Origin of the sequence: Erythrobacter sp. (genome assembly GCF_040217515.1) — a bacterium.
Taxonomy (GTDB): Bacteria; Pseudomonadota; Alphaproteobacteria; order Sphingomonadales; family Sphingomonadaceae; genus Erythrobacter.
This window is the reverse complement of sequence record NZ_JAVJPT010000007.1, coordinates 304,114-318,627: the sequence shown is the minus strand read 5'-3', so window position 1 is coordinate 318,627 and position 14,514 is coordinate 304,114. Positions and strand designations below refer to the sequence as shown.

Here is a 14,514-nt window from a genome sequence, read left to right as displayed (position 1 = left end):
CGAAAACAACGCGGCAGGGTTTAGCCAAGCCGGGGCGCAAACGCCAAGCGCGAATTCGCCAAGGCGCGATGGTTAGACGCCGATTAACCTGTTGCGCCTATGCTGCCACCATGACCTGTTCCCGCTCCGCCCCGATGCCTGCCCGAACGCTTTCCCGGCCCTCGCTCGCCGCGATCCTCTTCGTGGCGGCCCTGGCAGTGCTGGCGATCCCGTTTGCGGCATTGCTGGCGCAGGCGAGCGAGCGGCCCTTTACGGTCGAGGAGACGGGGCTTTCCTATGCGAGCCTGCAGCAGGCGGTCGATGCGATCGGCGATTCGCGCGCGACGATAAGCATCGCTCCGGGCCGGTATCGCCAGTGCGCGGTGCAGGAGGCGGGGGTCATCACCTACGAGGCGAGCCGCTATGGCACGGCCGTGCTGGAAGGGCGCGCCTGCGAAGGCAAGGCCGCGCTTGTCCTGCGCGGGAGCGGCGCGGAGGTGAAGGGCCTCGTGCTGCGCGGGATTTCCGTGGGCGACGGTAACGGGGCGGGCATAAGGCTGGAGAACGGCGCGCTCAACGTCGCCTTCACGACCTTCGCCGAGAGCCAGCAGGGGCTGCTCACCGGCGTGGTCCCCAATGCGCGCATCCACATCACCCGTTCCACCTTCACCCGGCTCGGCACCTGCGAGAACTCGGCCGGGTGCGCGCATTCGATCTATATCGGCGACGTGCCCGAACTCACGCTACGCGAAAGCCGCTTCGAGCAGGGCACGGGCGGGCATTACGTCAAATCTCGCGCGGCGGTGAACGTGATCGAGGGCAATTCCTTCGACGATTCGGCCGGTAGCGGCACGAACTACATGATCGACCTTCCCGCCGGCACGCGCGGGCGCATCGCGGGCAACTGGTTCGTGCAGGGCCGCGAGAAGGAGAATTACTCGGCCTTCATCGCGCTGGGCGCGGAAGACCGGTTGCATCCGTCGGACGGGCTGGAAATCGCGGGCAACGAAGCGCGCTTCGTGCCCGGCCTGAGGCGGTCGAGCGCCTTCCTCGCCGACTGGACGGGCGAGCGCGTGGCGCTGTCGGGCAATCGCCTTGCCGAGGGGATCGAGGAATACGAGCGGCGTTGAGGATCGCCTCTCCCGGAAAGCGCGCCGAAAGTCCGCTTTCGGGAGGCTGGAGCAGCCCCGTCCATGGCCGAAGCTGGGTGGAAAGCGGACACTGCGGGACTCGAAGAACGTGCATAGCATTGCTTAACGGTTTCCAGCTCGCCGGTATTCAATCAAACCGCAAGCGTTGCGACTTCAATCTTCGAAACTAGGCAATTCCATCTTCTCGCTCGGAATCATCCCGCGTTCGATCATCAATTGCCGAGAGCCAGCTTCATCCAATGGCTCGCTCGGAAGCTCGAAAACAGAGGGGTCCAACTCGACCATCTCGAAGGAAGTTAAGTCAGCGCCAGCGTAGGAAATCGGAGCGCCGGTGGCCATTATGTCAAGAACATTGTCGAACGAGTTTCCTGCCAACGGATTTAACTCGACCGAGCTTCGCAACTGCGCCAGCATAGCGTCACCCAATCTGGACAGAGAGTCATCGCTACTCAAAACGATAAAGAACGGCCCGCTTGATGGTGCGCTGGCTAGACGGTAGCCCGTCCCCTGCCGACCGTTAATCTCAGTCTCACCGGCCTCTACCAACTCAAGTTGCGGTGCCTCGTTTAGCGGGAGGTTGTCGGGCATTACATTTCGCATCAGCTTCGACATAATTCGCGTATCCAAAACGGCAGCGCCGTCCTCTTGCGGAATAACAAAGTAATTCACCTCGTCGCGCCGCAAGAGCCACATGTCTTGCCCTTTTTCTTCAACCCTAAGATCACCATCAGCAGAGTATTCGAGAGTCATTTCTAAGGCACCATTCCCAGCACTATAGACAGCTCGGAAGTCATACGCCTCTCCCTCTGCCCTGGCGCCGCAAGCGAATAGCAAGACCGAAAAAATAGCGACGAAAAAGGCTTTCATTGATACCTCTCTTGGGGTTGGTCGGGTGTGCGTATCGGAGACAGCGCATGCTCGTAATGGGGTCGATAATCGAACGGCTCCTTCGGGGCTGAGAATGCTAAAACCGGTCATGATACTCAAGCCGGTTCACGACCTTATGAGTCAGCGCAACCATCCTCATATCAGCAAATGTCCCGAACGATCGCGCTTGGTCGCAAGATAGCGGGCGTTGTGCGGGTTTTCGGGCAGCTGGTGCGCGACTCTTTCCGCGACCGCGATCCCGGCCGCTTCCAGCGCCTCGACCTTCGAGGGGTTGTTGGTCAGCAGACGGATCGCGCCCGCGCCGAGCAGGTCGAGCATGCGCGCGGCGGTGGGAAAATCGCGCGCCTCGTCGGGCAGGCCGAGACGCTGGTTCGCCTCCACCGTGTCGAAACCCTGGTCCTGCAGGCGGTAGGCGCGCAGCTTGTTGACGAGGCCGATGCCGCGCCCCTCCTGCCTGAGATAGAGCAGGATGCCCCAGCCGTCCTTCTCGCGCGCCTCGCTCGCCATGGCGTGGAGCGCCGCGTCGAGCTGCGGCCCGCAATCGCACTTCAGGCTGCCGAGGATGTCGCCGGTGAGGCATTCCGAATGGAGCCGAACCAGCGGCGCGCTTTCGCCCGATTGTTTGCCGATCACCAGCGCGACATGCTCGCGCGTGTCGGCGGGGGAGCGGAAGGCGACGATTTCGCAGCTCTCGCTTGCCGCGATCGGCAGGCGCGCGCGGGTGACGATGCGCAGCCGCGCCGCCTCGGAGTATTCGGCGAGGTCTTCGGCCAGCAGCGGGTGCGGCTCGCCCGCATCTTGCGCGTCGACCATGAAGGCGGGCAGGATCCCGGCGATCCGGGCCAGCTCCATCGCGGTGCGCGCGGTTTCTTCCCATGCCAGCGGCTCGGCGCGGAAGGGGCCTTTCAGCGGATTGGCGAGGTCGAGCGCGGGGTCGGCAATCGGGGTCGCATCGGCGAGGGTGAAGGGCTCGCCACCGTGGAGCAGGACCGGGGCATGGGGCACGGCGGCTTCGCGCTGGTTGGCAAGCTTCAAAGTCGCGGCGCGGGCGGCTGAAATCAGCAGGCGCGCCGATGTCGCCCCGCTGGCGATGGCGGTCTCGATGGGGAGCAGCGTCACCGCCTGGGGCGTCCCGGCCGCGAAGGCCAGCGGCCAGCCATGGCGCAGCGCGTCCACGGCCTGCGCGGCGCGGCGCTCGGGCGACGGCTGCGGAATATCGCTCACACGTCGAACCCGGTAAGCAGGGGGATGTGATCGGACGGCTTTTCCCAGTCGCGCGCTTCCTCCAGCAGGGAATGACTGCGCGCCTGCGCGGCAAGGGCGGGCGAGGCCCACATGTGATCGAGTCGCCGCCCGCGATCGTTCTTCCGCCAGTCGGGCGAGCGATAGGACCACCAGCTGTAGTAGCGCTCCGGGTGGGGGACATGCTCGCGCCCGATATCGACCCAGCCATGCGCGCCGCGGAAACGGTCCAGCGCCTCGACCTCGACGGGCGTGTGGCTGACCACCTTGAGCAGCTGCTTGTGGCTCCAAACATCGGATTCGAGCGGGGCGATGTTGAAATCGCCGACGATCAGCGTGGGCTTGTCCACCGCGTCCGCCCAGCGCGCCATGCGTTCGAGGAAGTCGAGCTTCTGGCCGAATTTCGCGTTCACCTCCCGGTCGGGCACGTCGCCGCCGGCGGGGACGTAGACGTTTTCGAGGAAGAGGTCGCGCCCCACCACCTCGACCCCGACATGGCGCGCCTCGCCATTGTCCTGCCAGTCGTGGCGGGTCATCTCGCGGATCGGCACGCGGCTCACCGTGGCGACCCCGTGATAGCCCTTCTGCCCGCACACCGCTTGATGCTCGTAGCCCATCTCGGCGAGCGCCCTGGCCGGGAATTGGGATTCCTGGCACTTAATCTCCTGCAGGCACAATATGTCCGGGGCGTGCTCGCCGAGATAGCGTTCGATCAGCGGCAGGCGCAGGCGGGCCGAATTGATGTTCCAGGTGGCAATGGACAGCATGGTCGGGGCACTTAAGCGCGGCGGCGGGCAAAATCCAGTCGGCGCTCCGGCCCGCAGAGGCGAACCGTCCCTTTACCGTCACATCGTAAGGCGATAGCGCGCGCGACAAGGAGACACCCCATGCCCACCATTCGCCCGCTCATCGCGCTTGCGGCTATCGCCCTGCCGCTTGCCGCCTGCACGACCACCAACAATTACAATTACGCCGACGAGAACCGGTCCGATGCCGTTATGACGGGGGGCGAAAAGTCGCTCTCCCGCAGCGGGAAGGCCAAGAACGTCATCCTCTTCATCGGCGACGGCATGGGCATTTCGACCATCACCGCCGCGCGCATCTACGAAGGCCAGAAACGCGGGGAGAGCGGCGAGGAGAATACGCTCTCCTTCGAGAGCTTTCCCAATGTCGCGCTGGTCAAGACGTACAACACCAATGCCCAGGTTCCCGACAGCGCCGGGACCGCGACGGCGATGCATTCGGGGACGAAGACGCGCATCGGCGTGCTCGGCATCGGGCCGGAAGCGACGCGCGGATCGTGCGAGGACGCGCTGGCGCATCCGCTGCCGCTGTTGGGAGAGGAAGTGAAGCAGCGCGGCCTTGCGCTCGGCATCGTCTCGACCGCGCGGCTGACCCATGCGACCCCGGCCAGCGTCTATGCCCGCAGCGCCGACCGCAACTGGGAAGCGAGCGTGCCCGAGGCCGAGGCGCAGCATGGCTGCAAGGATATCGCCACCCAGCTTGTCGAGGCGGAATGGGACGTGGCGCTGGGCGGAGGCTCGGCCGTGTTCTTCGGCGGCGGCATGGGCGGACGGCGGTCGGACGTCCAGGCCGACCTTCCCGGCGAATGGGCCGCGCGCAGCGGCGGGACCGTGGTGCGCGATGCGTCCGGTCTCGCCAACGCGCCCGTGGATGCCCCCGTGCTTGGCCTCTTTTCGCCCAGCCACATGACCTATGTCGCCGAGCGCGGAGCAGGATCGAGCGAACCCACGCTGACCGGCATGACCGCACAGGCGCTGGAGCGGCTGGAGCGCGATCCCGACGGTTTCTACCTGATGGTCGAAAGCGGCCGGATCGACCATGCGCACCATGCGGGCAAGGCGGGCTATGCGCTGGAGGAGACGGTCGAGTTCGCCCGCGCGATCCAATATGCGATCGAGAACACCGACCCGGCGGAAACCCTGATCCTCGTCACGGCCGATCACAGCCACGTCTTCACCATTGCCGGTTATCCGCGGCGCGGGAACGACATTCTCGGCCTTGTCGTGCCGCCACAAGGCGACATCAGCAACACCGAGGAACCGATGCCCGCTTCCGACGGCAGGCCCTACACGACCCTCGGCTACGCCAACGGCCCGGGTGCCATTGCAGGAATGGAAGAGCGCCCGGTGCCGGAAACGGGTCTTGAGGCGCAACAGCAGGCGACGGTCCCGCTCGGCAGCGAGACCCATGCGGGCGAGGATGTCGCGCTTTATGCCAATGGCCCCGGCGCGGATCGGGCGCGCGGCGTGATCGAGCAGAACGTGATCTACGACATTATCCGCCGCGCGCTGGGGTGGGATTGAATAGCCCTTCGCGACCAGCGCGGACGAAGCTTATGGCACCCTTGCCGCCCGACTCGGCGGGCGGCAAGGGCGGAGCCGAAGTCGAAGACGCAGGCGTGCGAAGACTCCCAAACACAAAAACCCCCGACCCGGGGGCGATGGGTCGGGGGTCCGTTGTGAGCGTTCGTCACGCTTGTGCAAGACGACCTTTGCGAAGGGGAGGGCAACAGGGGGGAAACCCGTCTTCGATCGTCTTGTCATCGACAGCATTACGCCGAAATGGCTTTCCGGTAAATGAACGGGGGCCTAGGTTTGTCGCATTTCTACAACCGCGCGCGGGCGAACCGTTCACCGCGGGCGACGACTTGCCCTGCGCGGATCGTCGAAATCGAAAGTGCTTTCCGCGACCGAGAGGCCATAGCGATGGTTCGACAGGCGCACCGTCGTGCGGTGGTTCTGCGCGTCGAGCGCGACCCAGCTGTTGAGCTCCCAGCCGCCGGGCGCGCGCGCGTTCTTCACGAAGATCATCGTGATGACACCGAATTCGGGCCGCGAGGGATCGCGCACCTCGATGCTGAGAACCTCGTCGCGCAAAGTGGGCACGAGCTTGCCGTATTTCGCAACGTCGCGCGAAGGATCGAGCAGTGCGCCCAGCGGCGAGCGCTTGACGGGGTAGCGTTCGACCTGCCTGACCTCGTAGTCGACGACGTAAAGCGACTTGCCGTTCGAGACGACGAGAAAGTCGGAATCCCGGCCATAGTCGAACCGGATCTTGCCCGGGCGCTTCAGCGTCATCGTGCCGGCGGCTCGGCGGCCGTCGCGGTCGATCTGGGTGAAATCGGCGCGCATGGTCGAGATGCCGCGCAGCGCGCGGACCGCGTCGTCCACGCTCCCGCTCGCCTGCCGGGCATGGGCCGCAGGAACGAGCGGCGCGGTGAGCGGGGCCACGGCGAGAAGGCCGGCACCGAGCGATACGGCGACCAGCCGGACGCGCCGGGAAAAGGAAAATGCCATCATGCCTCGCTGTCTAGCGGCGGGGCATTGAACCGGGGGTGAACTGCGCAAGACGGGCGCGATCCGCAGTCGCGGAGCGATGCGCTTACTTGATCTTCGCTTCCTTGAACTCGACATGCTTGCGCACGACAGGATCGTATTTGCGGAAGGTCATCTTCTCGGTGATGTTGCGCGGGTTCTTTTTCGTGACGTAATAGAAGCCCGTGCCCTCGGTCGAGACGAGCTTGATCTTGACGGTTGCGGGCTTCGCCATGGCGGTTTCCTGTCGAAAAGGGTGCGGCTGCGGGGCCGGAAAACAAGGGAACAAAAACAAAGGGCGACGCGTGCCCATACGGGGATCGCCGCCACACAGACGCGCGCCATTGGGCGATTCCGGGGGAAAAGTCAAGCAGGGCGCAGGCCGATGCGCGGGTGGGACGGTGCGCCCCTCACCAATCGGACCGGTCGACCCTGCCGCGCCTCGCCTTGACCTGCCCTCGCGCCTTCTTGGTCTTCAGCCGCTTTGTCTTGCCCACCCTGTTCACCCGGGTCCTCGCGCGGCGTTTGGGCTGGCGATGCGCCTCGGCGAGCAGGTCCCCCAGTTTCTCGCGCGCCTCGGCCCGGTTCGCATCCTGCGTCCGGTGCGCGCGCGCCGTCACGAGCAGGTCCCCGCTCGCGGTCAGCTTCGATCCGGCGATATCACGCAGCCGCGCGAAAACCGGAGGCGGCAGGCGCAGGGCGTAGACATTCACGCGCAGCTGCACTGTCGTCGCGACCTTGTTGACATTTTGCCCGCCGGGGCCTGAGCCGGCGAGGAAGGTTTCCTCGGCGAGCGCATGGGCGCGGTCGAGCAGGCCCCTATCCATCGCGCGCCCCGAGCGCCAGGAAATCGGCCGGCAGCGGCGCGGACGCCGCGATCGGCGGCTTGCCCTCGCGCGGGAGGGTGATGCTTTCGGCATGGAGCATGGTCCGCGCGGCCCCCGGCACGGCCCCCGAACCATAGACCGGATCGCCCAGCAGCGCCGCACCCAGACCTTTCAGCGCATGGATGCGCAGCTGGTGGGTGCGCCCCGTCTCGGGCCGGAAGCGGATCAGGGCGTTTGCGCCGAGCATGGCCACCAGCTCCCATGCCGACACGGCGGGCTTGCCCTTCCTGGCGGGGATCATGCGCCAGCCCTTTTCGGGCGAGCTGATCTTGGACAGCGACAATTCGACGCTTCCCGCCTTGCCCGGCGGGGCCCCCGCGAGAATCGCGAGATAGGTCTTTTCGACCCGCCGTTCCTCGAAGGCGCGGTTGAAGCGTTTGAGCGCCTTGGGGTTGCGCGCCAGCAGCAGGCAGCCGCTGGTATCGGTGTCGAGCCGGTGGACCGGGACCGGCGCGCGCTGGAAGCCAAGCTTCAATTCGTCCAGCCGGTCCTCGAGGCAGGGTCCGCCGCGCTTCGGCCGGTCGACGGGAAGCCCGGCGGGCTTGTCGATCACCAGCGCCTCCGCGTCCTCGAAGAGAATGGGAATCTTCATATGAGCCGAGCCGGAAAAAGCCCGCGCACCGCATTGCCGAGCAGGAAGCCGTCCTCGAGGTCGTGCAGGCTCAATTCCGCCTCGCGCGCGCGGCCCCGTTCGACCAGCTCCTCGCGCAGCACGCCCGGCAACAGGCCGAGCCGCGCGGGCGGGGTCAGGAGCACGCCGTCGCGGTCCAGAAAGACATTGGTGAAGCACCCCTCGGTCACGCAGCCGTCCTCGCGCACGAAGAGGCACTCGCGCGCCCCCATGCCGCGCGCGGCCTCGAGCCCGTCTTCGTAGAAGCCGCGATCGGAAGTCTTGTGGGCGAGCCGCCAGTCCGAGGGATCGACCGGCAGCGGCAGCGCCGCCGCCACCATCGGCTCCGCCACGGGCCCGGGCAGTGGAGCGGTCTCGAGCGCGATCGCCCCCCCGCGCGAGGCGAGAAGGCGCACTTTCGCAGGCTCCTCTAGTTCGAAGCACAGGGCCTGGATCTGGTTGCGCGCGGCGTGGCGGTCAAAGGAAAAGCCCAGCTGCGCCGCGCTCCGCTTCATGCGGGCGAGATGTTTTTCCAGCAGTGCGATGCCGCTGTCCGGTTCGAAGCGCATGGTCTCGATCAGGTCGCAGGCGGGCGCGGGAAGATCGGGCGACGCGCGGCGCACGAAGCCCGCCTTGACTTCGCATTCGCGCCGTTCGGCAGGTCCTTCGCTGTCCGCGACAATGGCCGACCCGACGCCCAGCACTACGTCGCCCTGCCCGTTCTCGACCGGGGTCAGGCGCAAGGTGCGGATCGCGACGTTGAAGGCGGCGCTGCCGTCCGCATCGATCCGCCCGATCGCGCCGCAATAGGGTCCGCGCGCATCGCGTTCCACTTCGCCGAGCAGTTCCATCGCCCGAATCTTGGGCGCGCCGGTGATCGAGCCGCAGGGAAACAGCGCCCGCACGAGGTCCATCGCGCCGTGCCCCTCGGCCAGTTCGGCGCGCACGCCGGAGACCATCTGGTGGACCGTCGGGTAGCTCTCGACCGTGAAGGGGGCATCGACCCGCACGCTGCCCGGCACGGCGACGCGCGACAGGTCGTTGCGCATCAGGTCCACGATCATCAGGTTCTCGGCCCGGTCCTTGACCGACCCGGCGAGTTCGCCTGCAAGGCCGGCATCCTCTTGCGGATCGGCCGAGCGTGGGCGCGTGCCCTTCATCGGCTTGACCTTCGCCGTGTCGCCGTCGAGCGCGACGAAGAGTTCGGGCGAAAAGCTCAGCAGCCAGTGCGACCCGTCGAAGACCATCCCGCCATAGCCCGCTCCCGCCGCCGGGCGCAGCGCCGCATAGAGCGCCACCGGGTCACCGCGATAGGAACCGGCGAGCGGGTAGGTCAGGTTCGCCTGGTAGATGTCGCCCGCGGCGATTTTCTCCTGCAATTCGGCAAAGGCAGTTTCATATCCGCCCGGCGAAAGCTGCGGCTCGAGCGGGCCTATCTGCGGCTCGCCCCCGCCGCGCCGGGACTCGAGCCAGCCGGGCATGTCGGCGGCGGCGATCCTTTGCGGTGCATCGAACAGGCCGAGCCAGACCAGCGGCCCGGCTGCCCCGGCGCGTTGCTGCGCGAGGTCCGCCAGCCGCGGTTCGAGCGCGAGGCCCGCTTCATAGGCGACATATCCGGCGAGCGTCCCGCCTTGCTCGCGCCGCGCCCGGTCGGCGGCTTCGAGCACTTCGGCCACGTGATCGGCGCGGATCGCGCGAAACACCGCGCGCGGGGCTTCGTAAAGCAGCGCGTCGGCGGGCGCGCGCGCACCTTCGCTTTCCAAGGGACGCGCATCGTCGAGCAGGACATATGGCGTTGCGGGCGAGGGTTCGACCATGGCCCGCCATGCCTTACCCGATATGCGCCCCAAGTCGAGTGCCTGCGGCGGGAAGCGCGGCCCCGAACCTTGACCCTCGCGCGCTTGCCTTTCAAACCGGCACGGCAAGGCTGAGTGCGGCAAGGGGGCATTGGGGCAAGATGAGCGAGATTTTCCTGGGACTGGGCGGCAATGGCGAGGACCAGCATCTCGCGCTGAACCGGGCCAACCGCCACGGCCTGATCGCGGGCGCGACCGGCACCGGCAAGACGGTGACGCTGCAGGGCCTTGCCGAAAGCTTCTCGGCCAATGGCGTGCCGGTCTTCGTCGCCGATGTGAAGGGCGACCTGTCGGGCATCGCCATGCCCGGCTCGCCCACGTTCAAGCACGCCGACAAGCTGGAAGGCCGTGCCGCCGAGCTGGGCATGGAGGACTATGCCTATTCCGACAATCCGGTGATCTTCTGGGATCTCTACGGCGAACAGGGCCACCCTATCCGCACCACGATTTCGGAGATGGGCCCGCTGCTGCTCGCCCGGCTGCTCGATCTCAACGACACGCAGGAAGGCGTGCTGCAGATCGTCTTCCGTCATGCCGACGAGAACGGGCTGCTGCTGCTCGATTTCGCCGATCTCGCCGCGATCCTGCAATGGGCGAACGAGAATGCAAGCGAGCTTTCGGGGAAATACGGCAATGTCTCGCGCGCCTCGGTCGGGGCGATCCAGCGCCAGCTCCTGTCGTTCGAGGCACAGGGCGCGCACCATTTCTTCGGCGAACCGGCGCTGGAAATCGACGATTTCCTGAAACTCGACGAGAACGGGCGCGGCTTCGTCAATGTGCTCGCCGCCGACAAGCTGATGCGCAGCCCGAAACTCTACGCCACTTTCCTGCTGTGGCTGCTGGCCGAATTGTTCGAAAGCCTGCCCGAAGTGGGCGATCCCGACAAACCCACGCTCGTCTTCTTCTTCGACGAGGCGCACCTGCTGTTCGACGACGCGCCCGATGCGCTGCAGGACACGATCGAGCAGGTCGTGCGGCTGATCCGCTCGAAAGGCGTCGGCGTGTTCTTCGTGACGCAAAACCCGATCGACATTCCCGAAGAGGTCGCGGGCCAGCTGGGCAACCGCGTCCAGCATGCCCTGCGCGCTTTCACCAAGCGCGACCAGCGCGCGATCCGCGCGGCGGCCGAGACGTTCCGCATCAACGAGGATCTCGATACGGAACAGGTCATCACCGAACTGAAAGTGGGCGAGGCGCTGGTCTCCACGCTCGACGAGGACGGCGCGCCTTCGGTGGTCCAGCGCACCCTGATCAAGCCGCCGCGATCGCGGCTCGGCCCGGTCAGCGCCAAGGAGCGCGCGATCATCCAGTCGGTCAGCCCGCTCGAAGGCAAATATGACGAGGCGGTCGACCGCGAAAGCGCCGAGGAGGTCCTGCTCGCCAAGGCCGAGGATGCCGCTGCCACCGCCGAGGAAGTCGCGGAAAAAGGCGAGGAGGAAGTGCGGAAGCGCGCACGCAAATCGACCTCGATCTGGGAAAAGGCCTTTTCGCGCGGGACGAAAGTCGCCGCCGGGAGCGTGGCCGGCCTCGCCGCCGCCAAGGTGCTGGGCAAGAACAGCCGTGCCAACCCGCTGCGTTCTGGCCTGACCTCGGCGGCAGGCTCGATCGCGACCGACCTGGCAGGGCCGGTTGCCGGGCGCTTCGTGCGCAATCTCGTGGGCGGGCTGATGCGCTGACATGGGCCCGCGGCTCGCTCTCCTCTTGCCCCTGTTCGCGGTGCTCTGGCTCGGCCTTGCCGGGCCCGGGCCCGGGCCCGGGGCCGCGCGTGCCGATGGGCCGGCCGAGGATCCGGCTCTCGAACCCGCGCGCGTCGTCGTTGCGTTCGATCGCGAGCGGATCGAACCGCTGATCGTCGAAGGAATCGCCGAGCGCACGAGCGGTCGATCAGTCGCCGCCAATGACCCTGTGCGGATCGCCAGCATATCGAAACTGGTTATGGCGCTTGCCGCCCTGCGCCTCGCGGAAGCGGGCGTGGTCGATCTCCAGGCCGACATATCGGACTATCTCGGCTGGAGGGTGCGTGCGCCCGGATTTCCCGATGTGCCGGTCACGCTGGCGCAGATCCTCTCGCACCGCGCGGGCCTGCGCGATGCGGGAGGCTATATCGTCCCGCTGGGCGAAAGCCTGCGCGAAAAGCTCGCCGATCCGCGAAGCTGGCATGCCGATGCCCCGCCGGGCGATGCGCCGTTCGCATACGCCAATCTCGGTTCGCCGGTGGTAGCGAGCGTGCTCGAGGCGGCGAGCGGTGAACGCTACGATGTCCTGCTCGAAAGGCTGGTTTTCGCCCCGCTCGGGATCGAGGCCTGCGTCAACTGGACCCGCTGTTCGCCCGGGAGGATCGCGCGCGCGGTGGCGCTCTATCGCGACACGGGCGAGCCCGCTCGCGACTTTCCCGGCGATTTGCCGCCCGATTGCGCGATTCCCGTCGCTAGGGGTGTGCCCTGCGACCTTTCGGATTACGTGCCCGGCTCCAATGCCTCGGTGTTCAGTCCGCAGGGCGGGGTGCGGATCGGCATGGTCGACCTCGCGCGGATCGGACAGGCGCTTGTCCGGGGCGGCGAAGGGATCGTAAGCGAACAGGGCCTTGCCGCCATGCTCGCCTCGGCCCGGCCCAGGGTTGCGGGGCAGCCCTATTTCTGCGGCTATGGCCGCGGCATTCAGGCCATAGAGACACCGGGCAGGACCTGTCTCGACGATCTTTTCGGTGACGGCGCGGTGCGTTTCGGCCATCCGGGCGAAGCCTACGGCCTGCGCGCCGGGCTCTGGTTCGACCCCGCGACCGGCCAGGGCCTCGCCTATTTCCTCACCGCCGTCCCGCCGCGTATCGGAGCCGAGGGCGCGAGCGGCTTCGATCCGCGCGAGATCGCCCTGGTCCAGCGGGCGCTGCGCCTTCAGGCAGGGCGCCAGGCCATGCGGCCCTAGACCCCGAACAGCTTGAGGAAGGCGTCCATCGCGCCCTCGATCCCGCGCCCGACCCCGCTGCGCCCGGCGAGCGGGGCCTCCTCGACCAGCAGGACCCCTGCGCCCTGCTCGATGCGGTCCTTGAGCAGTTCTTCGCGGCCGAAGAAATAGGGCCAGAAGGTCTCGGTGCGAATCACCGAATAGGCGCAGTCGGTCGAAAAGCCGATCAGCTGGCCCTGCCCGACGATTCGCCCGCGCCGCGCGGGCTCGATCCGCACCCCGCGCCCGCCTTTCAGCACCAGTCGCGCGGGGCCGTGAAAGACGAAATAGCGCAGCTGGAAGGTGAGCCATGCCGGAAGCGAAAACAGCCGCCAGCGAGTCGATATGCGCACCGGTTCGCTCTCGCGCTGGACGAGGCCGGCCAAAGCGCTCGGCCGCACCACGGCCGCGCCGCCCGGCGGGATTTCGAGCAGGGCGAGTTCGGCGAGCGGGTCCTTTACCGCCGACACCAGCACTTCCTCCCCCACGCCGCCGACAGCGGTGAGAAAGCGCATTCCGCTGGCGACACTCGCGATCGGATGGCTCCAGTCGAGCAGCCAGCGCGTGCGCTTGGCTCCCTTGAGGGAAGACGACTGGAGAAAGTCCTGCCGCACGATCGCCTCCTCGCCTTCGCCCAGCACCAGCGCAAGTGAGACGCGGCTTTCCCCGGCGGGCAGGAAGGCGGGCGATGCGGCGGGATCGTCAAAGCGGAGCGGCGGGCGCTTCTCGGCGAGCGGGGCGAGGCCGTAATAGAGCAGCACGCGCAGGGCCGGAGGCAGGAGGAGGATCGCGAGCAGGGCCCACAAGGCCTTCAGCGCGATGTCGCGCAGCAGGGTGCGCGAGGTGCCCTGCGCGATGTCCCGAGGAATCGGCTCCGCCGCCAGCGCCGCCAGCGCGCCGCGCGCGCGGCCCGCTTCGGCCGCTGCATCCAGCGCGCGCATGCGGCGATCGGCAAGGGTTTGGGCACGCGGGCAGCTTTCGCGCACCGCAGCCTCGAGCGCGCTGCGCTCGGAACGGAACGCTTCGCGCAGGCCCTGTTCGATTTCCCAGCGCGCCTCGAAAGCCTCGAGGGCGGCCCGGTCGCGCATGCAGCGCCGCCGCGCGGCGGCGATTGCGGCTTCGGTCGGCATGCGGGGGTTGTTCTCGAGATAGCTGCGCGCGGCCTCGTAGGCGGTGCGCGGCTCGCGCGCGGCTTCGAGCAGGGCGAGCTCGTTTTCGACGAGGGCAAGCTCGATTTCGGCCCGCTTGCGCGCGATGATCCGCGAGGGGCGGTAGCGGGCGAGGAATTCGCTCTCGTTCGCTTCCAGCGCCGCCTTGCGCATCTCGCGCTGCGCGCGGGCGGCAGCGATGCGGGCCTCGAGCGCGTCCAGCGAGGCGGTGCGGGCGGCCCGTTCGCGTTCCTCGAGCCGCGCCTGTGCCGCATCGCGCGCGGCGGCGATGCGCGCGCTCACTTCGGCGGGGCCCGCCGCGTCTTCCTCCCAGCCCTCGAGAAAGCCCGCCGCGCGGGGCCATGCCACCATTGCCAGGGCGATCGCCAGCGCGAGCAGGACATAGAGCAACGCCGTGCGCGCCAGCCAGGAAAGGGCCGCCTTCATGGCGCGAGAGGTAGCACGACCCCGTGGC

The 14,514-nt window shown here is 67.4% G+C and carries 13 protein-coding genes; 4 read left to right on the top strand and 9 right to left on the bottom strand.

What is annotated here, in order from left to right:
• Positions 1-110: 110 nt before the first annotated feature.
• Positions 111-1,109, top strand: a complete 999-nt coding sequence (locus tag RIB52_RS09960) for a right-handed parallel beta-helix repeat-containing protein (RefSeq protein ID WP_350175270.1) — start codon at positions 111-113, stop codon at positions 1,107-1,109.
• A gap of 174 nt (positions 1,110-1,283) precedes the next feature.
• Here the strand turns inward: RIB52_RS09960 and RIB52_RS09955 are convergent, their stop codons facing one another.
• The 3 genes from RIB52_RS09955 to RIB52_RS09945 all read right to left on the bottom strand — a co-directional run bounded on the left by RIB52_RS09955 (position 1,284) and on the right by RIB52_RS09945 (position 4,027).
• Entirely contained in the window at positions 1,284-1,997 is a 714-nt protein-coding gene (locus RIB52_RS09955) for a hypothetical protein (protein ID WP_350175269.1), read from the bottom strand.
• A gap of 156 nt (positions 1,998-2,153) precedes the next feature.
• Positions 2,154-3,242 carry a GTP cyclohydrolase II gene (gene ribA, locus RIB52_RS09950; protein WP_350175268.1) on the bottom strand — a complete coding sequence of 363 codons (1,089 nt, stop codon included), beginning with the start codon at positions 3,240-3,242 and terminating at the stop codon, positions 2,154-2,156.
• Complete coding sequence (locus RIB52_RS09945) at positions 3,239-4,027, bottom strand: exodeoxyribonuclease III (RefSeq protein WP_350175267.1); 789 nt, start codon at positions 4,025-4,027, stop codon at positions 3,239-3,241. Before RIB52_RS09945 ends, ribA begins: the two co-directional genes overlap by 4 nt.
• A gap of 120 nt (positions 4,028-4,147) precedes the next feature.
• Here RIB52_RS09945 and RIB52_RS09940 point away from each other — a divergent pair, with 120 nt between their 5' ends.
• A complete protein-coding gene (locus RIB52_RS09940; protein WP_350175266.1) occupies positions 4,148-5,587 on the top strand; it encodes an alkaline phosphatase in 1,440 nt (479 codons plus the stop codon).
• A gap of 327 nt (positions 5,588-5,914) precedes the next feature.
• Here the strand turns inward: RIB52_RS09940 and RIB52_RS09935 are convergent, their stop codons facing one another.
• The 5 genes from RIB52_RS09935 to pabB all read right to left on the bottom strand — a co-directional run bounded on the left by RIB52_RS09935 (position 5,915) and on the right by pabB (position 9,912).
• Entirely contained in the window at positions 5,915-6,580 is a 666-nt protein-coding gene (locus RIB52_RS09935) for a LolA family protein (protein ID WP_502879511.1), read from the bottom strand.
• Between the two features lie 85 nt (positions 6,581-6,665).
• Entirely contained in the window at positions 6,666-6,833 is a 168-nt protein-coding gene (gene rpmG / locus RIB52_RS09930) for a 50S ribosomal protein L33 (protein ID WP_034902319.1), read from the bottom strand.
• A 175-nt stretch (positions 6,834-7,008) separates the two neighbouring features.
• A complete protein-coding gene (arfB, locus tag RIB52_RS09925; RefSeq protein ID WP_350175264.1) occupies positions 7,009-7,425 on the bottom strand; it encodes an alternative ribosome rescue aminoacyl-tRNA hydrolase ArfB in 417 nt (138 codons plus the stop codon).
• Positions 7,418-8,077: an RluA family pseudouridine synthase gene (locus RIB52_RS09920; RefSeq protein WP_350175263.1), complete on the bottom strand. Its 660-nt coding sequence runs from the start codon at positions 8,075-8,077 to the stop codon at positions 7,418-7,420. Before RIB52_RS09920 ends, arfB begins: the two co-directional genes overlap by 8 nt.
• Positions 8,074-9,912, bottom strand: coding sequence for an aminodeoxychorismate synthase component I (gene pabB, locus RIB52_RS09915; protein ID WP_350175262.1), 1,839 nt, complete (start codon positions 9,910-9,912; stop codon positions 8,074-8,076). The genes RIB52_RS09920 and pabB overlap by 4 nt, the downstream gene beginning before the upstream one ends.
• Before the next feature lie 140 nt (positions 9,913-10,052).
• On the opposite strand from pabB, the gene RIB52_RS09910 reads away from it, so the two are divergent.
• Positions 10,053-11,627: a helicase HerA-like domain-containing protein gene (locus RIB52_RS09910; RefSeq protein WP_350175261.1), complete on the top strand. Its 1,575-nt coding sequence runs from the start codon at positions 10,053-10,055 to the stop codon at positions 11,625-11,627.
• A gap of 1 nt (position 11,628) precedes the next feature.
• Positions 11,629-12,873 carry a serine hydrolase domain-containing protein gene (locus tag RIB52_RS09905; protein ID WP_350175260.1) on the top strand — a complete coding sequence of 415 codons (1,245 nt, stop codon included), beginning with the start codon at positions 11,629-11,631 and terminating at the stop codon, positions 12,871-12,873.
• Here RIB52_RS09905 and RIB52_RS09900 read toward each other — a convergent pair.
• Complete coding sequence (locus RIB52_RS09900) at positions 12,870-14,486, bottom strand: hypothetical protein (RefSeq protein ID WP_350175259.1); 1,617 nt, start codon at positions 14,484-14,486, stop codon at positions 12,870-12,872. The two genes, RIB52_RS09905 and RIB52_RS09900, sit on opposite strands and share 4 nt — an antisense overlap.
• Positions 14,487-14,514 lie beyond the last annotated feature (28 nt).

Excerpts from the sequence above, each read along its gene's own strand:
- RIB52_RS09945 (WP_350175267.1), bottom strand. The coding sequence starts at position 4,027 with ATGCTGTCCATTGCCACCTGGAACATCAATTCGGCCCGCCTGCGCCTG.
- pabB (WP_350175262.1), bottom strand. The coding sequence starts at position 9,912 with ATGGTCGAACCCTCGCCCGCAACGCCATATGTCCTGCTCGACGATGCG.
- RIB52_RS09940 (WP_350175266.1), top strand. The coding sequence starts at position 4,148 with ATGCCCACCATTCGCCCGCTCATCGCGCTTGCGGCTATCGCCCTGCCG.
- RIB52_RS09920 (WP_350175263.1), bottom strand. The coding sequence starts at position 8,077 with ATGAAGATTCCCATTCTCTTCGAGGACGCGGAGGCGCTGGTGATCGAC.
- rpmG (WP_034902319.1), bottom strand. The coding sequence starts at position 6,833 with ATGGCGAAGCCCGCAACCGTCAAGATCAAGCTCGTCTCGACCGAGGGC.
- RIB52_RS09905 (WP_350175260.1), top strand. The coding sequence starts at position 11,629 with ATGGGCCCGCGGCTCGCTCTCCTCTTGCCCCTGTTCGCGGTGCTCTGG.
- RIB52_RS09910 (WP_350175261.1), top strand. The coding sequence starts at position 10,053 with ATGAGCGAGATTTTCCTGGGACTGGGCGGCAATGGCGAGGACCAGCAT.
- RIB52_RS09955 (WP_350175269.1), bottom strand. The coding sequence starts at position 1,997 with ATGAAAGCCTTTTTCGTCGCTATTTTTTCGGTCTTGCTATTCGCTTGC.
- RIB52_RS09960 (WP_350175270.1), top strand. The coding sequence starts at position 111 with ATGACCTGTTCCCGCTCCGCCCCGATGCCTGCCCGAACGCTTTCCCGG.
- RIB52_RS09900 (WP_350175259.1), bottom strand. The coding sequence starts at position 14,486 with ATGAAGGCGGCCCTTTCCTGGCTGGCGCGCACGGCGTTGCTCTATGTC.
- arfB (WP_350175264.1), bottom strand. The coding sequence starts at position 7,425 with ATGGATAGGGGCCTGCTCGACCGCGCCCATGCGCTCGCCGAGGAAACC.
- RIB52_RS09935 (WP_502879511.1), bottom strand. The coding sequence starts at position 6,580 with ATGGCATTTTCCTTTTCCCGGCGCGTCCGGCTGGTCGCCGTATCGCTC.